This window comes from Rhodovarius sp., assembly GCF_040399605.1.
Taxonomy (GTDB): domain Bacteria; phylum Pseudomonadota; class Alphaproteobacteria; order Acetobacterales; family Acetobacteraceae; genus Rhodovarius; species Rhodovarius crocodyli_A.
In genome coordinates this window covers 1-21,381 of record NZ_JBBARU010000007.1, presented here as the reverse complement: position 1 = coordinate 21,381, position 21,381 = coordinate 1, and the positions used below count along the sequence as shown (strand labels likewise).

18 protein-coding genes and 1 tRNA gene are annotated in these 21,381 nt (G+C 64.6%); 15 read left to right on the top strand and 4 right to left on the bottom strand.

The window, feature by feature from the left end; genetic code table 11:
* Complete coding sequence (locus ABWP84_RS03840) at positions 1-1,383, bottom strand: aminotransferase class III-fold pyridoxal phosphate-dependent enzyme (RefSeq protein WP_353210673.1); 1,383 nt, start codon at positions 1,381-1,383, stop codon at positions 1-3.
* 78 nt (positions 1,384-1,461) lie between these two features.
* Positions 1,462-3,186 (bottom strand): long-chain fatty acid--CoA ligase, encoded by a 1,725-nt coding sequence (locus tag ABWP84_RS03835; RefSeq protein ID WP_353210672.1) that lies wholly within the window; start codon positions 3,184-3,186, stop codon positions 1,462-1,464.
* Positions 3,187-3,245: 59 nt separating this feature from the next.
* On the opposite strand from ABWP84_RS03835, the gene ABWP84_RS03830 reads away from it, so the two are divergent.
* A complete protein-coding gene (locus ABWP84_RS03830) occupies positions 3,246-5,075 on the top strand; it encodes a M3 family oligoendopeptidase (RefSeq protein WP_353210671.1) in 1,830 nt (609 codons plus the stop codon).
* Positions 5,062-6,462, top strand: a complete 1,401-nt coding sequence (locus tag ABWP84_RS03825; protein WP_353210670.1) for an AarF/ABC1/UbiB kinase family protein — start codon at positions 5,062-5,064, stop codon at positions 6,460-6,462. The genes ABWP84_RS03830 and ABWP84_RS03825 overlap by 14 nt, the downstream gene beginning before the upstream one ends.
* Here the strand turns inward: ABWP84_RS03825 and ABWP84_RS03820 are convergent.
* Positions 6,410-7,591 carry an O-antigen ligase family protein gene (locus ABWP84_RS03820; RefSeq protein ID WP_353210669.1) on the bottom strand — a complete coding sequence of 394 codons (1,182 nt, stop codon included), beginning with the start codon at positions 7,589-7,591 and terminating at the stop codon, positions 6,410-6,412. The two genes, ABWP84_RS03825 and ABWP84_RS03820, sit on opposite strands and share 53 nt — an antisense overlap.
* 145 nt (positions 7,592-7,736) lie before the next feature.
* Between ABWP84_RS03820 and ABWP84_RS03815 the strand changes: the two genes are divergently transcribed.
* The gene (locus ABWP84_RS03815; protein WP_353210734.1) at positions 7,737-9,851 is read left to right on the top strand and encodes a sodium-translocating pyrophosphatase; all 2,115 of its coding nucleotides are present in this window, start codon (positions 7,737-7,739) and stop codon (positions 9,849-9,851) included.
* A 39-nt stretch (positions 9,852-9,890) separates the two neighbouring features.
* Here ABWP84_RS03815 and ABWP84_RS03810 read toward each other — a convergent pair whose 3' ends face one another.
* Positions 9,891-10,694, bottom strand: a complete 804-nt coding sequence (locus tag ABWP84_RS03810; protein WP_353210668.1) for an SDR family NAD(P)-dependent oxidoreductase — start codon at positions 10,692-10,694, stop codon at positions 9,891-9,893.
* Positions 10,695-10,796: 102 nt separating this feature from the next.
* Here ABWP84_RS03810 and ABWP84_RS03805 point away from each other — a divergent pair, with 102 nt between their 5' ends.
* From ABWP84_RS03805 to ABWP84_RS03750, 12 genes are all read left to right on the top strand, one after another.
* Positions 10,797-12,155, top strand: coding sequence for a bifunctional 3-(3-hydroxy-phenyl)propionate/3-hydroxycinnamic acid hydroxylase (locus tag ABWP84_RS03805; protein WP_353210667.1), 1,359 nt, complete (start codon positions 10,797-10,799; stop codon positions 12,153-12,155).
* Between the two features lie 101 nt (positions 12,156-12,256).
* Complete coding sequence (locus tag ABWP84_RS03800) at positions 12,257-13,210, top strand: VOC family protein (RefSeq protein WP_353210666.1); 954 nt, start codon at positions 12,257-12,259, stop codon at positions 13,208-13,210.
* A 160-nt stretch (positions 13,211-13,370) separates the two neighbouring features.
* Positions 13,371-14,414 carry a rod shape-determining protein gene (locus ABWP84_RS03795; protein WP_353210665.1) on the top strand — a complete coding sequence of 348 codons (1,044 nt, stop codon included), beginning with the start codon at positions 13,371-13,373 and terminating at the stop codon, positions 14,412-14,414.
* A gap of 30 nt (positions 14,415-14,444) precedes the next feature.
* A complete protein-coding gene (gene mreC, locus ABWP84_RS03790) occupies positions 14,445-15,308 on the top strand; it encodes a rod shape-determining protein MreC (protein WP_353210664.1) in 864 nt (287 codons plus the stop codon).
* Positions 15,305-15,844: a rod shape-determining protein MreD gene (locus ABWP84_RS03785; RefSeq protein WP_353210663.1), complete on the top strand. Its 540-nt coding sequence runs from the start codon at positions 15,305-15,307 to the stop codon at positions 15,842-15,844. Before mreC ends, ABWP84_RS03785 begins: the two co-directional genes overlap by 4 nt.
* Positions 15,841-17,754 (top strand): penicillin-binding protein 2, encoded by a 1,914-nt coding sequence (gene mrdA / locus ABWP84_RS03780; protein ID WP_353210662.1) that lies wholly within the window; start codon positions 15,841-15,843, stop codon positions 17,752-17,754. Before ABWP84_RS03785 ends, mrdA begins: the two co-directional genes overlap by 4 nt.
* Positions 17,754-18,905: a rod shape-determining protein RodA gene (gene rodA, locus ABWP84_RS03775; protein ID WP_353210661.1), complete on the top strand. Its 1,152-nt coding sequence runs from the start codon at positions 17,754-17,756 to the stop codon at positions 18,903-18,905. The genes mrdA and rodA overlap by 1 nt, the downstream gene beginning before the upstream one ends.
* Positions 18,902-19,288 (top strand): cupin domain-containing protein, encoded by a 387-nt coding sequence (locus ABWP84_RS03770; RefSeq protein WP_353210660.1) that lies wholly within the window; start codon positions 18,902-18,904, stop codon positions 19,286-19,288. Before rodA ends, ABWP84_RS03770 begins: the two co-directional genes overlap by 4 nt.
* Positions 19,289-19,397: 109 nt before the next feature.
* A tRNA-Lys gene (locus ABWP84_RS03765) sits at positions 19,398-19,473 on the top strand.
* Positions 19,474-19,788: 315 nt separating this feature from the next.
* Positions 19,789-20,121, top strand: coding sequence for a hypothetical protein (locus tag ABWP84_RS03760; protein WP_353210659.1), 333 nt, complete (start codon positions 19,789-19,791; stop codon positions 20,119-20,121).
* A gap of 55 nt (positions 20,122-20,176) precedes the next feature.
* Entirely contained in the window at positions 20,177-20,365 is a 189-nt protein-coding gene (locus tag ABWP84_RS03755) for a hypothetical protein (protein ID WP_353210658.1), read from the top strand.
* Between the two features lie 427 nt (positions 20,366-20,792).
* Positions 20,793-21,296, top strand: coding sequence for an Hcp family type VI secretion system effector (locus ABWP84_RS03750; RefSeq protein ID WP_353210657.1), 504 nt, complete (start codon positions 20,793-20,795; stop codon positions 21,294-21,296).
* The last annotated feature ends 85 nt before the right edge of the window (positions 21,297-21,381 follow it).

Below are 21,381 nucleotides of genomic sequence, written 5' to 3'. Positions count from 1 at the left end.
TCACACCAATTCGCGCTCTTCCTTCAGGGCGCGGATGGTGGCGCGGAAGGCCTCGGCGGTTTCGCCGATCACATCACTGCCATGGGTGGCCGATAGGATGCCGCCGCGATGGCCCATGGCATCCACGCCATTGACCACCATGCCGAGATATAATTTTTGCCCGAGCGATTTGCGCGGGTCGGCTTTGAAGGCGGCGGTGGGCAGGGCGAAGGCGTCGAAATTCTCCGGGTCGATATCCAGCCCATCGGGGTTGGTAAAGATGTGGAAGAAGCTGAATTCGCCATAGACCGCCCAGGGCAGGTTCTCGCCCGCCAGCACTGCGTTGAGAGCCTTGCGCATCGTATCGCCCGCTGCATTGGCGCGGCCGCAGGCATCGGTGTCGCGGATGAGTTTCAGCGTCTCGATACCGGCCGTGGCACTCACCGGATTGGCGTTGTAGGTGCCGGGGTGGCGGATTTTTTCCCGGCCCTTTTGAGCGCTCACCTCGAAATCGAGGAAGTCCAGCAGGTCCTTGCGGCCGGCCACCGCGCCGCCGGGCATGCCACCGGCCACCACTTTCGCCAGGGTGCAGATATCGGCCTTGATTCCGCGGGCCTCCTGCGCGCCGCCTGGCGCCAGGCGGAAGCCGGTGACCACCTCATCCATGATCAGCAGCACGCCATGCGCCTCGGTCAGCGCGCGGAGCGCATGGAGGAAGCTGCCGGGGATGGGCACCGCACCGGTGGTATTGCCAATCGGCTCGAGGATCACGGCGGCGATATCGGGGTCGTTCTCGAACAGGGCCCGGACGGCATCGATGTCATTGGGCGGCAGCAGCACCACGCCCTCGGCCGTGGCGTCGGGCACGCCGGGTGTGGCGGTGCCATCGAAATGGCCATCCACGCCGAAGGCCATCACATCATGCCAGCCATGATAATGGCGGTGAAAGCGCAAAATCTTCTTGCGGCCGGTGAAGGCACGGCAAAGGCGCACGGCCATATGCGTGGCCTCGGTACCGCTGGCAACGAAGCGCACACGCTCGGCGCAGGGCACCATCTGCTGGATGAGGCGGGTCCATTCGATTTCCAGCGCATGGCCGGCGCCGAATTGGCTGCCCTTGGCGATTTGCGCCTGCACTGCCTCGGTCACGCCCGGCGGGCAATGGCCGAGCAGGTGGCTGCCATGGCCGCCGAAGAGATCGACCAGCCGATTGCCGTCCACATCCCATTTCAGCGGGCCCTGGCCGCGCTCGACATAGAGCGGGTGGGGTTTCATCCAGCGGCTGTCATGGGCGATGCCGCTGGGAAGCATGCCCAGCGCCTCGCGGTGCAGCGCGGCCGAACCCGGGGTGCGGCCGATATAGGCGTTGATGATGGCGGAATTTGTCAGGTTGGTATCGGGCATGCGGTGTCTCCGGGCGATTTCGCGCCACCAGACACAAGAGGCCTGCGGCGATCCAAACCTGACCCCAGCACGCAGGCCCTATTTCTGCAAGGCAAGAAGCGCCTCGGCATGGCGTTCCAGCACCGCCCGGCGCCGCACCTTCATGGATGCGGTGAGCAGGCCATTCTCAATGGTGAAGGGCTCCTCCAAGCCCCGCCAGCGGCGAATGCGCTCGATGGCGGAGAGTTTTGCATTCACCCGCTTGACCGCCGCCTCCAGCCTGTCGGCCATGCCTTCGGCGGGAATGATGAGCGCCAATATGCCGGGTTGGCCCTCGCCGGCCACAACCGCCTGGGCGATTTCGGCCTCTGCCATGAGCAGCGCCTCCAGCTTGGCGGGTGCCACCATGTCGCCCCCCATCAGCTTGATGAAGTCGCGCTTACGGTCGGTGATGCTGATCCGGCCGGCCTCATCAATCCGTCCGACATCGCCGGTGTGCAGCCAGCCATTCTGGATGGTTGCGGCCGTGGCCTCGGGGTTGTTCCAATAGCCATCCATCACCAGGCCGCCCTGGATGAGCAATTCGCCATCATCGGCAATCCGGGCGGTGACGCCGGGCAGCGGCGGGCCCACAGTGTGGCGGTCATTGAACCAGGGCAGGTTCACGCTCACCACCGGGCCGGCCTCGCTCTGGCCATAGCCCTGGATCACCGGCAGGCCGAGGGCGAGGAAGAAGCCTGATAGATCGGGGTCGAGCCGCGCGCCGCCCGAGATCATTCCTTTGATGCGTCCGCCAAAGCGGGCGCGGATCTTTTCGCCCACCAGCCGGTCGAGGATCATAAGCTGAATGCGCTCCAGCGGGCCGAGGGCCGGGCCATCCAGCCGGCGCAGCCCCAGCGCCAGCGCGCGGCGGAACAGCGCCTGCTTCAGCCCGCCATCCTTTTCCAACTGCGCCTCGATCCGCGCCCGCAGCACCTCGAAGAGCCGCGGCACGGCGGTGATGATGGCGGGCTGGAATTGTGTCATCTCGGCGCCGATACGGTCGGCGCCGCGGGAAAATACCACTTCCATGCCCATTTTCGGCAGCAGGAAGCCCCCCACCGTGTGCTCATAGCTATGCGACATCGGCAAAAAGGAGAGGTAGCGCTCGCCCTGGAGTTGCAGGCGGGAGAGCAGGGGCGTGGCGCCGGTGGCGTTGGAGAGCATGGCGCGATGCGGCAGCATGACCCCCTTGGGCGCGCCGCCGGTGCCGGAGGTATAGATCAGACAGGCCAGCCTGCCGGCGGGTATATGCTCCACCTCGGCCAAAAGCATGGCCGGGTCGGCCTCCGCCACCAAAAGCTGCGACCACAGCACCGCCTGGGTGCCGGCGGCGCTTGGTGGGGCCGCGTCCATGCATATCAGCGCATCCAGCCCCGCCACCTCGGCGGCGGCCTGCATCACCCGCTCGGCCAATGCGCGCTGGCTGGTGATGGCCACCCGCGCGCCGCAATCGCGCAGCACATGCGCGTGGTCAGCCAGGGTATTGGTGGTATAGGTGGGCACGGTGATGGCGCCGATGGACATGATTGCATTATCGGCGATCATGAATTCCGGCCTGTTTTCACTGACCAGCATCACCCTGTCACCGGGCATGACGCCCAGGGCGCGCAGCCCGGCGGCGGCCTGGGCCACCTGGATGGCGAAATCGCCCCATAGGGTCTCGCGCCAGGCGCCACCCTGCCAATGCCGCGCCAGGACACGGTTGGGCCAGGTTGCCGCCAGCCTTAGCATCATGGCGGGCAAGCTTTGCCATTCGCCCTCGACGCGGCTTTCCTGGTTCATTTCGTGATCTCCTCCCGCTAGCGGCTTGGCCAGGGCATTTTTCCCCATATATGAGAGCAATGCATCACCGCCCAGGCCCCCCATCCATCCTCCGCTCGCCGCTGGACGCCGCGGAGGCCGCGCCAGAACTGCCCAGTTGGGACCTGGCCGACCTCTATAAGGGCCAGGATGACCCTGGGCTTGAGGCCGATCTCACTGGTGCGGAGAGTGCCGCCAGTGCATTCAATATCAAGCATAATGGCCGGCTGGAGACGCTTTCGGGCGATGGTCTGGCGGCTGCCATCGCCGAATATGAGCGGATCGAGGAAATCCTCGGCCGGGCCATGAGCTTTGCCAGCCTGATCTTCGCCGGCAATGCGCAGGACAGCGCCAATGGCCGCTTCTATCAGACCATGCAGGAGCGGGTGACGGCGATCAGCAGCCACCTCGTCTTCTTTACGCTGGAATTGAACCGGCTGGAGCAGGCGGCGCTGGAGGCGAAAATGGCGGCTTCGACAGCACTCGCCCGCTACCGGCCCTGGCTGCGTGACCTGCGGGTCTGGCGCGAGCATCAACTCTCCGACGAGATGGAACGCCTGCTGCATGAAAAGGAAGTGACTGGCCGCGCCGCCTGGAACCGCCTTTTCGACGAGACCATGGCCAATATGACCGTGCCGGTGGCGGGCCAGGAGGTGTCCGTCAGCGCTGCGCTCAACCAGCTTTCTGACCGGGATCGGGCGAAGCGCCAGGCGGCGGCGCAGGGTGTGTCTGACGCCTTCCAGTCCCGCATCCGGCTTTTTGGTCTCATCACCAACACCTTGGCCAAGGACAAGGAGGTGATGGACAATTGGCGCCGCTACAAGCGCCCGGCCTCGGCCCGCAACCTCTCCAATATGGTTGAGGATGAGGTGGTGGATGCGCTGGTGGAGGCGGTGCGCGCCAGTTTTCCCAAGCTGTCGCACCGCTACTACGCCATGAAGGCAAAATGGCTGGGGCTGGAAAAGCTGCAGCATTGGGACCGCAATGCGCCGCTGCCCAGCGATGCCGACAGCACCATCGCCTGGCCCGATGCCGTGGCCCAGGTGCGCGCCGCTTATGCCGGGTTTTCGCCGAAACTGGCTGAGATGGCCGATCCCTTCTTCGAAAAACCCTGGATCGACGCGGCCTTGCGGCCGGGCAAGGCATCGGGCGCCTTTGCCCACCCCACCGTGCCTGCCGCCCACCCTTATCTGCTGCTGAATTATCATGGCAAGGCGCGCGATGTGATGACGCTGGCGCATGAGCTGGGCCATGGCGTGCATCAGCGCCTGGCGGCGGAGCAGGGCTATCTGATGTCCTCCACGCCGCTCACCCTGGCTGAGACCGCCAGCGTGTTTGGCGAGATGCTGACCTTTCGGGCGATGCTAGATGCCGAAAAGGATCCGGCACGCCGCCGGCTGCTATTGGCTGGCAAGGTGGAGGATATGCTGAACACGGTGGTCCGTCAGATCGCCTTCTACCGTTTCGAGACATTGCTGCATGATGCCCGCCGCCAGGGCGAACTCTCGGCCGAGGCGATTGGCGAATTATGGATGCAGGTGCAGACTGAGAGCCTGGGCCCGGCCTTTGAGTTCACGCCGGATTATGCCTGCTACTGGGCCTATATCCCGCATTTCGTCCACTCACCCTTCTATGTCTATGCCTATGCCTTTGGCGATTGCCTGGTGAATGCGCTTTATGGCGTGTTCCAGGACGGCAAGGTGGCGGGTTTTGAGGAAAAATACCTCCAATTGCTGCGCGCTGGCGGCACGCTGCGCCACAAGGAGCTTCTGGCCCCCTTCGGTCTCGATGCCTCCGACCCGGCATTCTGGCAGCGCGGCCTCGATGTGATCGCGGGCTTCATTGACGAATTGGAACATGCCGGTGGCTGATAATACTTTCTTTGGCGAAATCCGCCGCATGGCGCGCACCTCGGGCGCCGTCACCGGCATTGCCGCGCGGGTGGCGGGCCAGCGCTATCTGGGCATCAAGACCGATAAATCGGCCCATGCCAATGACCTTAAGGCCATTCTGGGCGGGCTGAAGGGGCCGATGATGAAGGTGGCGCAGTTCCTCTCCACCGTGCCCGATATGCTGCCGGAGGAATACGCCGCCGAACTCGCCACGCTGCAATCCAACGCCCCGCCGATGGGCTGGGCCTTCGTCAAGCGGCGGATGACCGCGGAACTCGGGCCGCAATGGCAAAGCCGCTTCGCCGAATTCGCCCCCGAGGCGGCAGCCGCCGCTTCGCTCGGCCAGGTGCACCGCGCGAGGCTGCATGATGGCCGCGAAGTCGCCTGCAAGCTGCAATACCCCGATATGGCCAGCGTGGTTGAGGCGGACCTCAAGCAGCTGAAGATCGGCATGAGCCTGTATCAGCGTATGGACCGCACGCTGGAGAATGGCGATGTCTATGAAGAGCTGCGCGACCGCCTGCGTGAGGAGCTGGATTACACGCGTGAGGCCGCACAGCAGCGCCTCTATGCCATCATGCTGGGCAGCAACCCCCTGGTGCAGGTGCCGCGGCCGATCGAGGAACTGACCACCCGCCGCCTTCTGACCATGACCTGGCTGCCCGGCCGCGCCTTGATGAAGCGGCTGGAGGAAAACCCGCCGATGGAGGAGCGCAATATCTACGCCGCCGGGCTTTTCCGGGCCTGGTATCAGCCCTTGTATAATTTCGGTGTCATCCATGGTGACCCGCATCTGGGCAATTACCTGGTCCGCAAGCCTGAGGGCGATGATGCCGGCGGCATCAATCTGCTGGATTTCGGCACCATCCGCGTCTTCGCGCCGCATTTCATTGGCGGGGTGATTCGTCTGTTTGAGGCCGTGCGCGACCATGATGAGGAAAAGGCCCGCCACGCCTTCGAGGAATGGGGGTTCCGCGATCTGTCCAAGGAGATGATGGGCCACCTGAAGCGCTGGGCCGAATTCCTCTATGAGCCGCTGATCGATGATCGGGTGCGCCCCATTCAGAACCTCGACGATTTGCAACAGGGCCGCCGGGTGGCGGAGAGCGTGCATAAGGGCCTGAAGGAAGAGAGTGCCCGCACCGGCAAGAGCGTGCGCATTCCGCGGGAATTCCCGCTGATGGACCGCGCGGCGATTGGCCTGGGTTCCGCTTTCTCCCGCCTGCGGGCGGAGCAGAACTGGCACCGCATGTTCAATGAGCTGATTGATGGCTTCTCGGAAGAGAAGCTGGCCGAGCGTCAGGCCGCCGCCCTCAGCGAGGCGGGGGTTCCCGCGTCAGTTGCCGTGACACCAGCGCCAGCATAGCCAGCAGGCAGAGCCACCAGCCCTGCCAAACGCCATAGCTCAGCGAGGCTATGGCGATGGCGCAGGCGAAGGCCCCGGCGCTGCCCGGGCTGGTGGCCTGCCAGCCCAGCGCCAGCACCACGGCGGTGGCCAGCAGCGCACCCACCAGGCCGAGTTCCAGCCAGATTTGCAAGGCGCCGTTATGGGTGTGCAAAGGCAGGCGTTGGGCGCGCACCGCCTCGAACCATTCACGCTGGCTGCCCAGGCCGAAGCGCTGCAGCGCCTCGGCGGCGATTTGCGCCTCGCCGCCGGGGATGGCCCGCGCCGCCTCCATGCCCCAACCCAGGATTGGCCGTTCGGCAATGCGGGCGAGGGTGAAATCCCAGATCATGACCCGATGCGCGGCACTGCCCTGCATGGCGGAGACATCGGGGTTGCGGGCCAGGATGGCCCCCAGCAGCAGGGGCGTGAGCAGCACGCCCAAAGCTGCGGCGAGTGCGATGCCGCGCGCCGCTAGCCGCCCGCCCAGCCATACCAGCACAAAAGCTGCCAGCCCCACCACCACGCCGATCTTGGCCGATTGCGCCGGCATGCCGAAAATTCCGGCCAGGGCGAGGACCAGGGCCAGCGCCTTCCAGGCCCGGCCAATGGGCAGTGCCAGGGCCAGCGGCAGCAGCAGCGCCAGCACGGTGGCTGCGGGCTTCAGGCCAAACCCCATCACCACATCCCATTCGCGCCGGCCCCGCACCATGGCGCGCAGCCAATGGCCGCTTTGCTGGTCGGCAATGGCGAGGATGGCGCCGAGCAGCAGCCCGCCCAGCAGCCAGGGCGAAAGGCGCCGTGGCGGGCCCGATTCCAGGGCCTGGCCGGCGGCGGCGGCCAGCAACACCAAAGCTGCCATGCGCGCACCCTCAAAAAGGCTGCGCCCCGGCTCCACCGCCCAAAGCGCCGAGACCATGCCCCAGGCCATTAAGGCGAGCGCGAGCGATATGACCAATCCAGGCTGCCGGGGCCGGGTGCTGGCAAGCGCGGCCCCTGCCAAAGCGGCCAGCGCCAGCGGCGCCAGGGCGCGGTATTGCAGCACGGCGGCTATCGGCGCCACGGCCAGGAAGAGGCCAAGGGCCAGGGCGGGATCACGAAAACGTCTCACAGCCAACGGCGTGGCACGCGGGCGCTGCGGCGTCCAGCCATTGTATTGGTTGCAGTGGCGGTAAAGCTCTGCCTTACTTCGATCATCCGAGCGGCGCGGACTAAGACCGGGCCGGAACAAAAAACGGAAGGGAGAGCATTAAGTGATCGCAGTGACTTTGTTGCTGGTCATCCTGCTGGGGGCAACTTCGCTCGCCTATGGCTGGATCACCACGAAGGACATCATGGCAAGGCCGGCGGGCAATGCCCGCATGCAGGAGATCGCCCAGGCGATCCAGGAAGGCGCCTCGGCCTATTTGAAGCGGCAATATATCACCATCGCGGCCGTGGGGATGGTGCTGTTCATCGGCATTTTCCTGGTGCTGGGCGCCGCCGTGGCGGTGGGCTTCCTCATCGGGGCCGTGCTGTCGGGCCTGGCGGGCTTTATCGGGATGAACGTCTCGGTCCGGGCCAATGTGCGCACGGCCGAGGCCTCTACCCATGGCCTGGCCGCGGGGCTGGACCTTGCCTTCAAGTCGGGCGCCATCACCGGCATGCTGGTGGCTGGCCTCGCGCTTCTTGGGGTGGCGGTGTATTTCTTTGCTCTCGTCTGCGTGGGCGGGCATGAGATCAATTCCCGTACCGTGATCGACAGCCTGGTGGCGCTAGGCTTCGGTGCCTCGCTGATTTCGATTTTTGCCCGGCTGGGCGGCGGCATTTTCACCAAGGGTGCGGATGTCGGCGGCGATATGGTGGGCAAGGTCGAAGCTGGCATCCCCGAGGATGACCCCCGCAACCCCGCCACCATTGCCGATAATGTGGGCGATAATGTTGGTGATTGCGCCGGCATGGCGGCCGATCTGTTCGAGACCTATGCAGTGACCATGGTGGCGACGATGGTGCTGGCCGCCATCACATTCCCCGATGCTGGCCGGGCGGGGGCGATGCTCTTCCCACTGCTGATCGGTGCGGTCTGCGTCATCACCTCGATCGTCGGCACCTATTTTGTGAAGCTGCCGGCGAATAACTCGATCATGGGTGCGATGTATCGCGGCCTGATCGTGACCGGCGGGCTCTCGCTGGCGGCGCTGCTGCCGCTCAGCTTCATCGTCTTCGGCTTTGGCTCGGTGACGGTGGGGGGCTCCACGTTTGGGGCCTTTAGCATGTTCCTCTGCGGCGCCGTGGGCCTCGCGGTTACCGCGATGATCGTCATGATCACCGAATACTATACCGGCACCCAGTTCCGCCCGGTGAAGAGCATTGCCGAGGCCTCGCAGACCGGCCACGGCACCAATGTGATCCGCGGCCTTGCCGTCTCGATGGAGAGCACGGCGATACCCGCGCTGATCATCATCTTCGGCATCATCAGCACCTATTCGCTGGCGGGGCTGTACGGCGTGGCCATTGCCACAACCACGATGCTGGCGCTGGCCGGCATGATCGTGGCCTTGGATGCTTTCGGCCCGGTGACGGATAATGCCGGCGGCATCGCCGAGATGGCGGGGCTGCCGCCCGAAACCCGGGTGACAACCGATGCGCTGGACGCGGTGGGCAATACCACCAAGGCAGTGACTAAGGGCTATGCCATTGGCTCGGCTGCGCTGGGTGCGGTGGTGCTATTCGCGGCATACACGCAGGACCTCAACTACTTCATCACCAATTCGGCGCAGTTCCCGTATTTTGCCGGGATGACGGCGATCGATTTTAGCCTGGCCAACCCCTATGTCGTGGTCGGCCTGCTATTTGGTGGCATGCTGCCTTATCTCTTCGGTGGCATGGCCATGACGGCGGTGGGCCGCGCGGCGCAGAGCGTGGTTGAGGAAGTGCGCCGGCAATTCAAGGAAAAGCCCGGCATCATGTTGGGCACCGAGAAGCCGGATTACGGCCGCGCGGTGGATATGCTGACCAAATCGGCCATCAAGGAGATGATCATCCCCTCACTGCTGCCGGTTCTCTCGCCCATTGTCTGCTACTTCGTGGTCTATGCCATTGCCGGCAAGGGTGCTGCCTTCTCGGCGCTGGGGGCCATGCTGCTGGGCGTGATCGTGACCGGCTTCTTCGTCGCCGTCTCCATGACCACGGGCGGCGGCGCCTGGGATAATGCGAAGAAATACATCGAGGAAGGCCATTACGGCGGCAAAGGCAGCGATGCCCATAAAGCCGCCGTGACGGGTGACACGGTGGGTGACCCTTATAAGGACACCTCGGGCCCGGCGGTGAACCCGATGATCAAGATCACCAACATCGTGGCACTGTTGCTGTTGGCGATGCTGGCGCATTGAAGCGCCTAACGGCCGGCGGGGGAGACCCCGCCGGCTTTTTCATGTGCCGCCGGCGGCCGCGGCGCCGCCATCCACCAAAATCTCCGTCGCCGTAATAAACCGCGCTTCATCGCTCAGCAGAAACAGCGCGGCATGCGCCACATCCCAGCCATCACCCATATGGCCCATCGGCACCATGGCGTGACGCTTGGCGATCAACTCCGCCGCGTCATTGGCGCCGAGTTGCGGCACCAGGCGGTGTTCCACCAGCGGTGTGTGCATCAGGCCGGGGATGACCGTGTTGCAGCGGATTTTTTCCTTGGCGTGGCGGATAGCCACCGAGCGGGAGAGCCCGATCACCGCCATTTTCGAGGCGGTATAGCCAACATGCGGGCGCGTTGCTGAAACCCGCAGCGCGGCGATGGAGGCGAGGTTCACAATCGCCCCGCCGCCGCGCGCCCGCATCAAGGGTATGGCGTGCTTGCAGCCCAGGAAGGCGGTTTTCAGGTTTTGCTGCAATTGCCGGTCGAAAATCTCCTCGGCCATATCCTCGGCCCCGCCGGGCGCGCTGCCGCCGACATTGTTCACCAAAAGGTCCAGCCCACCAAAGACCCGGGCGCATTCGGCCATCGCCTCGGCCATGGCCGCGCTGTCGGTGGCGTCGCAAATATGGGCGGTGGCTGACAGGCCCTCAGCCGCTAGCAGACGCTGGGTTTCATCCAGCCCCTCGCGGGAGAAATCGGTGCAGAACAGCTTCGCACCCTGCCGTGCCAGCAGCACCGCTGTGGCCCGGCCATTGCCCCAGCCCGGGCCCACCGAGCCCGCGCCTGACACAAAGGCCACTTTTCCATCCAATCGCAGCATCACGTCTCTCCCTTTTTTGGCACAGCCCGCGGCGGGGCGATCTTGGCCAAATTCTTTGCGCTCGCGCCCTCGCCGCTGCATGCTCAGCGTCGGGGAGGAAACATGCACGACGTCGCTATCATCGGCTATGGCCCGGTGGGTGCCACCTTGGCCAATATTCTGGGCCAGGCGGGGCTCGATGTGGTGGTGCTGGAGCGCGAGGCGGCCGCCTATCACCTGCCGCGCGCGGTGCATTTCGATGATGAGGTGATGCGCGTCTTCCAGGGGCTGGGCCTGGCCGAGGCCATCCTGCCGCTCACCATCACCTCGCCGGGGATGAAATTTGTCGATGCTGAGGGCCGGCTGCTGCTGGATTGGTCGCGCCCCGTTGGCATTGGGCCGCAGGGCTGGCAGGCCTCCTATCGTTTTCATCAGCCGGCGCTGGAGGATGCGCTGCGGGCGGGTGTGGCGCGGTTTGGCAATGTGCAGCTCCGCGCCCGCACCCAGGTGAGGGCGATGAATGCTGAGGGCGCGCTGGAAACCTCGGCCGGGCCCTTGCAGGCCAGATGGGTGGTGGGCTGCGATGGCGCCCATTCTCTCACCCGGGCCTCGATTGGCGAGGGTTTCGAGGATCTGGGCTTTGCGGAGCCTTGGCTGGTGACTGACCTCATCCTCAAGCGCCCGCGCCCTGATTTGGGTGACCATTCCATCCAGCATTGCGACCCGGCGAGGCCGGCAACCTATGTGCGCGGCGTGGGCGAACGCCGCCGCTGGGAGATTGCCCTGCATCCGGGCGAGGCGCCGAGCGACCCATGGCCCTTGCTGGCGCGCTGGATCACCCCCGAGGATGCCATTTTGGAGCGTGCCGCCATCTACACCTTCCGCTCGGCGGTGGCCCGCAAATGGCGGGAGGGGCGGCTGCTGATTGCCGGCGACGCCGCCCATCTCACGCCGCCCTTCATGGGCCAGGGCATGTGCGCGGGGATTCGCGATGTGGCCAATCTGGGCTGGAAGCTGGTGGCGGTGCTGCGCGGCGCTAATGCGGCGCTGCTCGATACCTATCAGGCGGAACGCGCCCCGCATGCGCGCGCCTATATCGAGGCCGCGATGCGGCTGGGCGGGCTGATCAATACCCGCGCCATGGCGCCGGCGCTGGGCGAGGCGCCTGCGGGGCCGGTGAAGATGGCGAGCATCGCCCCCGCCCTGGGCGGCTTTACCGCGCCATTGGGTCGGCCGGCCCCACAGCCGCGCCTGTCTGACGGCAGCTTGCTGGATGAGCGGATTGGCCCCCGCCACGCCGTGCTGCTGCGCGGCGACATGGCGGATACCACCGCGCTGGATGGTCGCGGCGCCGTGCTGGTCTCTGACCCTGCTCTTGAAGCTTTTCTCGCCACGCATCAGGCTCTAGCGGCGCTGATGCGGCCTGACCGCCAGGTCGTGGCCTTTGCCCGAACGCCTGCCGAACTCGCAACGCTGCTCTGAAACGGAAACCCTATGTCGCTTCTCACCCGTCTCGGCCCCGATGGCACGCTGCCGGCAATCTTGGGCCATGATATTCCTCGCAACAGGCTGGAGCAGGCAGCATGATCACCGCATTGGGCTATATCGGCATCCGGGCCACCAAGCCGGAGGAATGGCCGGATTTTGCCGGCAAATTTCTGGGAATGCAGCAGGTTGATAGCGGCGGCGGCACCAGCCTCTTTCGCATGGATGACCGTGCCCAGCGCCTGATCGTCACGCCCGAAGCCAGCGATGGTCTGCATTTCATGGGCTGGGAGGTGGATGATTTCGCCGCCACCATCGCCGATCTCGAAGCCAAGGGGGTGCGGGTCCAGCGCGGCCACGCCGCCGAGCGGCATGTCATCGAAATGGCTTATTTCCATGACCCCGCCGGCAATCGGCTGGAAATCTTCACCGGGGCGCATCTGGCCCAGACGCCCTTCACCCCGGGCCGGCCGATCTCGGGCTTCAATACCGGACCTTTGGGCATGGGCCATGCCGTGCTGCATGTGGCGGATGCCAATATGCTGCTGCACTTTTACCGCGATGTGCTGGGCTTCGCGGTGAGCGATTATGGGCTCACGCCCTATCCGCTGTATTTCTTCCATGTGAATGGCCGGCACCATTCCTTTGCCATGGTGGGCTCCGGCCAGGCCGGGCTGCATCATTTCATGGTTGAACTCGGCTGCCTCGATGATGTGGGCCAGGGCTATGATCTGGCGCAGCTGCAGCCCGGGCGCATCGCCTATACCCTCGGCCGCCACACCAATGACCATATGACCAGCTTCTACGTGAACACCCCCTCGGGCTTTTTCGTCGAGTATGGTTGGGGCGGGCGGGTGATCGACCCGCCGAACTGGCAGGCCAGCGAATTCCATGATGGGCCAAGCCTTTGGGGCCATGAAAGGCTGAGCCTGCCGGATGGCCCGCGCCAGGCGATGCGGCAGTTGCGCCTGGATGCCGCGGCGAAGGGCCTGCGCGCGCCGGTCTATGTGGCCGATTGCCCATGGTTCACCACCGCCCTCGCCACCCATTGAGGGCGGCGGCGGCGCCGGCGGGCTGGGGGCATTTTCCCCCTCCCGCGCCCCCAGGCCTTGAGTGTGGGCCAGCATCGGTCTAACCCATCCCAGATCCGAAGTTCCCGACGACCCCCTGGTCGATCGCTTGATCGATCCCTTTGGCTGGAAGGTTGCCTTCATGTTTTCTCGCCTGTTCGGCTTTCTCTCCGCCGACATGGCCATCGACCTCGGAACGGCGAATACTCTCGTCTACGTCAAAGGTCGCGGCATCGTGTTGAACGAGCCCTCTGTGGTGGCCATCGCCGATATCCGCGGCCGCAAGCAGGTGCTTGCGGTGGGTGATGAGGCCAAGCTGATGCTCGGCCGCACGCCGGGAAATATCGCCGCCATTCGCCCGCTGCGCGATGGCGTGATCGCCGATTTCGAGGTGGCGGAGGAAATGATCAAGCATTTCATCCGCAAAGTGCATAATCGCCGCTCCTTTGCCTCACCGCTCATCATTGTCTGCGTGCCCTCTGGCAGCACGGCGGTGGAGCGGCGTGCCATCCAGGAATCGGCTGAATCGGCCGGGGCGCGGAAAGTGCTGCTGATCGAGGAGCCGATGGCGGCGGCGATAGGCGCTGGCCTGCCGGTGACCGAGCCTTCGGGCTCCATGGTCGTCGATATCGGCGGCGGCACCACGGAAGTGGCCGTCATCTCGCTCGGCGGCATCGTCTATGCCCGCTCGGTGCGCGTGGGTGGCGACAAGATGGACGAGGCCGTCATCAGCTATATTCGTCGGACGCATAACCTGTTGATCGGTGAAAGCTCGGCCGAGCGGATCAAGATGGAGATCGGCGCCGCCACCGCCCCCGATGATGAGGGCGAGGGCAGGATGACCGAGGTTAAGGGCCGCGACCTAATGAATGGCGTCCCGCGTGAGGTGGTTGTCAGCCAGCGCGAGATTGCCTTCGCCCTGAGCGAGCCGGTGACCAATATCGTCGAAGCGGTCAAGGTCGCGCTTGAGAACACCCCGCCTGAACTCGCGGCCGATATCGTCGATAAGGGCATCGTGCTCACCGGCGGTGGCGCGCTGCTCTATCGCCTCGATGAGGTGCTGCGTGATGCGACAGGGCTGCCCGTTGTTGTGGCAGAGGAGCCGCTGAATTGTGTGGCCCTGGGCACGGGGCGGGCGCTGGAGGAGATCAAGCGGCTTCGCCAAGTGCTGACGAGCATGTATTGAGGTTCATGAACTCTCAGAGCGGGTAGGCCTATGCTCCGACTCAGCATCCCTTTGCGCCAGGCCCTGGCGCGGCTGTCCCTGCCGATGCTGATCGCCGCGGCGTTCGGCGTGATGCTGCTGGGCAAGGCGGATACCCTGCTGGTCGAGCGGGCCCGCATGGTGCTGGCCGATGCGCTGATGCCGGTTTGGTCCGTGGTGCAGGAGCCGGTGGGGGCGGTGAATAATGCCGTGCGCGAGGCAGAGGCGCTGTGGAATATACGCGCCGAGAATGCCCGCCTGCGGGAGGAGAATGACCGGCTGCATCGCTGGCAGGCCACCGCCCTGGCGCTGGAATCTGAAAACGCCCTGCTGCGGCGGCAATTGGCCTGGGTGCCGGACCCGGCGCCGAATTTCTTCACCGCCCGCGTGGTGGCGGATGGCGGTGGCACCTATGCCCGTGCCGTGCTGCTGGCCACCGCAGTCGCGATGCCCGCCAGAAAAGGCCAGGTGGCGCTGGACGAGCGCGGCTTCGTCGGCCGGGTGACCGAGGTGGGCAGCCGCTCCGCCCGTGTGCTGCTGGCCACTGACATCAATTCCCGCATTCCCATCACGCTGGAGAATAGCCGGGCGCGTGCCATCATGGTGGGCAATAATGCCGCCCGCCCCCGGCTGCAGCATTGGCCGGAAGGCCAGGCCCCGCGCGAGGGTGACCGGGTGGTGACCAGCGCCGAGGCCGGCGCATTCCCCTCCGGTTTGCCGGTGGGCGTTGTCCGCTGGTCCGATAGTGGCGCGCCGGAGGTGGAACTCTTTGCCCGGCTTGACCGGCTGGATGTTGTCCGCCTGTTCGATTTTGGTCTCACCGGGATTCTGCCTCCCGAATCCGTCGCCCGCCCCGAGCCGCGCGGCCGGCGATGAAACCCCCGATCCGCGGCAGGACCGAGCCGCCGGCCGGGCTGCTGCGGCGCATTGACGCCATATTGCGTGGCGCATTCCCCTCCCTTGTCACGCTGGGCTTGATCGTGCTCGCGGCGGTGCCGGTGGGGGCGCCGGGGCTGGTGATGGCGGTATGCCTGCCTTCGGTGTTTTTCTGGACGATCTTTCGGCCCAGCGCGATGCCCCCGCCTGCGATATTCGCTATCGGCCTGGCGCAGGATTTGCTGACGCTGGCGCCACTGGGTTCTGGCGTGCTGGTGCTGCTGCTGGTGCATGGCGTCATTATGCGGTTTCGCAGCCTGCTGGTGCGGCAGAGCTTTTGGCTGGTCTGGCTGGTCTATGCCGCTGTGGCGGTGGCAGGCGCAGCCCTGGCCTGGGCGCTGACCGGGCTGCTGAATTGGCAATTGCCGCCATCAACCCCGGCCATGCACCAACTTGGCATCTCGATGGGTCTCTACCCCATGCTGGCCTGGGTGCTGAGCCGGGCCCACCGCGCGATGCAGAACGCCGAGGCATGAGGCTGCCCTGGAAAAAATCCGAACGCGGCATTGGTGGCTTCTCGATGCGCGGTGTGAAGCGCGAGGAGGAGCAGCGGCGCAGCGTCTTCACCCGCCGCGCGCTGGTGCTGGGCGGCATTCAACTCGGCGCCTTTGGCTTTCTGGGCTACCGTCTGCACAAGCTGCAGGTGGAGGAGGGGGCGCGCTTTGCCACGCTGGCGGAAGAAAACCGGCTGTCTGCCCGCCTGCTGAGCCCGCCGCGCGGGCGCATCCTGGACCGCAATGGCCAGGTGGTGGCCGGCAACCGGCTGAACTGGCGGGTCCTGCTGGTGGCTGAGCAGACCCAGGATATTGCCGCCTCGCTGGAGACGTTTTCGCGGATCGTGCCGCTGACCGAGAATGAGAGGGCGCGGGTTGAGCGCGAACTCCGCCGCCGCCGCCGCTTCGTTCCCACCATTGTGCGCGAATTCCTCACCTGGGAGGAGATGGCCCGCATCGAGGTCAATTCGCCCGACCTGCCCGGCATCCTGATTGATGTCGGCACCACGCGCCTCTACCCCGAGGGGGAGCACCTGGCCCATATGGTGGGCTATGTGGCGCCGCCGGCCGAGCGCGACATGGATGGCGACCCGCTGCTGCAATTGCCCGGCGTGCGCGTCGGGCGCTCCGGCATCGAGCAGTATCATGACCTGGCATTGCGTGGCCGCGCCGGGGCGGTGCAACTCGAGGTCAATGCCGTTGGCCGGGTGATTCGCGAGCTTGACCGGCGCGAGGGTGTGGCCGGCCAGGATATCGAGATCAGCATCGACGCCGAATTGCAGAAGACGCTGCGCGGCAAGATTGAGGAGGGCACCTCTGTCGTGGTGCTCGATGCCCGTAATGGCGAGGTCCTGGCCATGGCCAGTCAACCGAGCTTTGACCCCAATATCTTCAATTCGGGCGTCTCCGGCGCGCAGTGGCGGCAATGGACGGCCAATCGCGCAACGCCGCTGATTAATAAGGCCACCAACGGCCTCTATGCGCCTGGCTCCACCTTCAAGATGGTGGTGGCGCTGGCGGCGCTGGAGGCGCGGGTGACGACCCCAGGCGAGCGCATCTCCTGCCCTGGGCATCTGGATTTCGGCGATACCCGCTTCCATTGCTGGAACCGCTCGGGCCATGGCGGGCAGGATATGCGTACCGCCATCAAGCTCAGCTGCGACGTGTATTTCTACGAAATGGCGCGGCGGGTGGGCATCAACCGCATTGCGGCGATGGGCCGGCGTTTTGGCATGGGCGTGGATCTGGATGTGGAATTGCCCGGCACCCGCCGTGGCCTGATGCCAACGCGCGAATGGCGCGAGGCCCAGGGCCGGCCATGGAATATTGGCGATACCATCGTCCATGGCATCGGCCAGGGATTTTACCAGCTCACCCCCCTCTCGCTCGCCACCATGACGGCGCGTCTGGCGACTGGGCGGGCGTTGCAGCCGCATCTCACCCGCAGCATTGGCGGCCGGGCGGTGCGCGGTGGCCGGGCGGAGGATTGGCCCATGCTTGGCATTCCTGACCGTGATCTGCGGCTGATCCGCGAATCCATGTGGGCGGTGGTGAATGAGGCCGGTGGCACCGCGGCCAGCGCCCGCTTGCCGGCGGGCTATGGCCAGATTGCCGGCAAGACCGGCACCACCCAGGTCCGCCGCGTCTCCCGCGAACAGCGCGAGCGTGGCTACAATGTCAATGCTGTGCCGCGGGAGTGGCGCCCGCATGCGCTCTTCGTGGCCTATGCCCCCTATGACAATCCGCAATACGCCGTCTCGGTGGTGGTGGAGCACGGCATGTCGGGCTCCGGCGCGGCGGCACCGCTGGCCAAGGATATCATGGTGGATACCTTCAACCGCTTTCGCGTGGCGCCGAGCGGGCCGCGCATGGCCGAGGGGAGAGGCGGGTGATGTCGCAGGTCTTCGAAAAGCGGCTGCTGACGGGTGACCGTGGTGCTGGGGTGTTCCAGAAGCTGTGGCGGATACCTTACAGTTTCGTCCTGCTGCTCTGCGCCATTGGGGCGATTGGCTATGTGGCGCTGTATTCGGCAGGGTCGGGCAACCCTGATCTTTATGCCACCAAGCATGCGCTGCGCTTTGGTTTTTGCCTGGTGATGATGCTGTGCATCGGCCTTGTGGATATCCGCCTCATCGCGAAGCTGGCCTGGCTGGGCTATGCCGGGGCGCTGCTGCTGCTGCTGCTGGTGGCATTGCATGGCGAGGTGGGAAAAGGTGCGCAGCGCTGGATCGACCTCGGCCCGCTGCAGCTGCAACCCTCTGAATTGATGAAGATCATGCTGGTGGCGGCGCTGGCAGCCTGGTTCTCTCGCGCCTCGTGGGAGAGGATGGGCAATCCCATCTTCCTGATCCCGCCCATTGTGGCGGTGCTGGTGCCGGTGGCGCTGATTTTCAAACAGCCCAATTTGGGCACTTCGATGATCACTGCGGCGCTGGGGGGGGCGATGTTCTGGGCGGCTGGCATGCGGTGGTGGAACTTCGCCCTGGCCGGTGGCGCTGCGGCTGTGGCCGCGCCCATAGTCTATGACAATCTGCGCGAGTATCAGCGCGCCCGCATCCACACCTTCCTCGACCCCGAGAGCGACCCTCTGGGCACGGGCTATAACATCATCCAATCCAAGATTGCGCTGGGTTCGGGCGGCTTCTGGGGCAAGGGTTTTTTGCAGGGCACCCAGGGACACCTGAACTTCCTGCCCGAGAAGCAGACCGATTTCATCTTCACCATGATCGCCGAGGAATTCGGCCTGGTCGGGGCCGTCACCACCTTGGGGCTGCTCATGCTGGTGGTGGCGTTCTGCTTCCTGGTTGGGCTGCGTGCCAAGCACCAATTCGGCCGCCTTCTGGGGATTGGCCTGGGGACCAACTACTTTCTCTATATCTTCGTCAATGTGGCGATGGTGACGGGCTCTATCCCGGTGGGCGGTGTGCCCCTGCCATTGATCAGCCATGGCGGCTCGGCCATGCTCACCACCATGATAGGTTTTGGCATATTGATCTCGGCCTATGTCCATCGTGATGCCGAATTCGGCGCGGCGCGAGAATGACGGGCCGCCTGCTCGACCATGCAGGCCTGCCTACCGAGCAGTGGCGGGAGGGGGTACCGACCCGCATGCTGGTCTCTGCCGTCACCGGTGCTGCCGAGCTTTGCATCTTCGAGCAATTCTGTGACCCAGGCTGCGGCGCGCCCATCCATATCCACACGGTGGAGGAGGTGCTGACGGTGCTGCAGGGCAGTGCGGAGATCACGCTGGGGGAGGGGCGCCACCCGCTGAAAGCGGGCCAGTCGGCGGTGATCCCTGCGGGGCTGCGCCATGGCTTCATCAATATCGGTGAGGCTGTGCTGCATGTGCAGGCCACGCTGGCTGCGCCGGTCTTCGAGGCTTTTGACGAAGGCGGCGTGATGCGCCGGCGCTGGGCGACGGAGTAGAGCCTGGGCCGAACCCTGCATCTCTTGGCTGCCATGCGCCCTGTGCAAAGGCGATATGGGGACGGGGGCTGGACAAACCGGTCTTAGCCTGTAGAACCCAGGCGTCGGCGGGCGCTTAGCTCAGTTGGTAGAGCAGATGACTCTTAATCATCGGGTCCACGGTTCGAGCCCGTGAGCGCCCACCAACCTTTTCAATAGGTTGTGGTCTTTTCGTCGTAAGTTATTTTGCGGACCTAGATTTTGCGGACCTGTAGCGGACCTGCTGAGCAGAGGTAGGGCTGCGGTTTTCGCTGGAGTTCTGGCTGGGCTGTTGCCCTTTCCGAAAATTTTGGTGGCGAAAAGCCGAGCGCATACAACCGCTATCTTTGCCCAAGCGGGTTCATCCCTATGAGGGCAGCAAGGTGCTTATGGAGAATGCCCCCACCCAGGTGGGAGGGAGGCCACCAGCGGCGTTGCCGTTGATAGGTGGGAAGCTAGGGACCAGCCCCTCAAAGCCCCTGGTGGAGCAGTTTCGCCTTGGGCATGCCCGAAGCCTGCTGGCATTATCGCAAAAGGCGCTCATCGCGGTTCGCGATGCATATTCTTATCCACCACCTGCCGTCACCACCATCACCGCCGCCCTCAGGGCAAACCACAACCATCACCATGCCACCACATACCGGCAGGCAGCCCTCTCCCTGGGGCTGGTCCAGCTGGGTGTTACAACCGACACACCGGCCATTGCTCGGGCCGTGGGACTCGATGGGCGTGGCCCTTTCCTTCCCTGCAGAAATGAAAAATCGGTTTCTTGGTTTTGCAGCACCTTTCTGATTCCCAAGCATCCAAAAGCCTGACAATCTCAAATTATCGAAACGCAGCCTTTGTCCCCAAAATCCTGAAAGACAGACCATGCCTGAAACAAAAGAAGTCCCCCTCCCCGCCGGAAGCGATGAAGCCCAGCAGGATGTGGCCCAGACCAGCGACACCAAGGCCGAGGCTACCAGCACCGCCAAAGCCAGCGATGAGCTTTCCGAGGATGACCTTGAGACGGTCGCAGGGGGTTATACTGTAAGAGGTGGAGCTAAGGTGGAAAGGTAGTGCACATAAACCATGACTGATGACAGCCAGACCGAAGCCCACCCCCCCCGCCGGAAGCGACGAAGCCAAGCCGTCTCGGGCTTTTTTCTGTGTTAGCGAATCGCTTCGGCTCCCCTGCCGGTTTGCGCCCCTAGGCCGCCAGACATTTGCCCCCCCCGGGGTAGGGCCTCGGCCTGCCGTGCTGCCACTGTCGGAGGATTTGCTGCGCAATGGCAGCGAGACGGTGCTGGTCGCGGCCAACCCCGAACATCCTGTTTCGCGGTTTATCAGTGAATTGGCGAGCGGGCTGTAGCAACACCGCCCGTTTCTATCAAGTTCCCATTGCATCATCGCAAAGCGACAAAACCTAATTTGCCATTTCCCCCAGTAGCAGGACACTTCGTGTGCAAGCGTGAGCAAATCGCCACGCTGAACCTTGGAGCCCGTCATGCCAACTCCCGCTTACATGAAAATCACCGGTGCCAAACAGGGCGATATCTCTGCCGGTGCGTCCTCGACTACTTCGATCGGCGCGTTGTCGCAGAAGAGCCATGAAGACGAGATCATCGTCCAGCAGCTCACCACCCATGTGAATGTCGGCACCAATGTGCAGACTGGGCAGGCCGCCGGCGTACGCCAGCATAAGCCAGTAGTCTTCACCAAATACATGGATAGGTCCTCGCCCCTACTGTGGTGGGCGATCTGCAACGGCGAGCAGTTGACCATCGAGCTGTACTTCCGCCGCACTAACCCATCCGGTCGCGCTGAGCTTTACTATATCATGAAGTGGAGCGAGTGCGTGCTGGTGGATGGCAAGGCGCATTTCCCGATGGCGCTGCGCACGGAAAACGATGGCATCAGCCACCTGGAAGACTGGTCCTTCGTTTACAAGAAGGTGGAGTGGACGCATACGCCCGATGGCGTTAGCGGCACGGACGACTGGAACTCCTAATATCGGCCCAGCCACGGTCCGCGCCTTCGGGTTCTTGCGCATGGCGTCGTCCCATGCGGCTGGCTGATTGAGATGAGCTAACCCC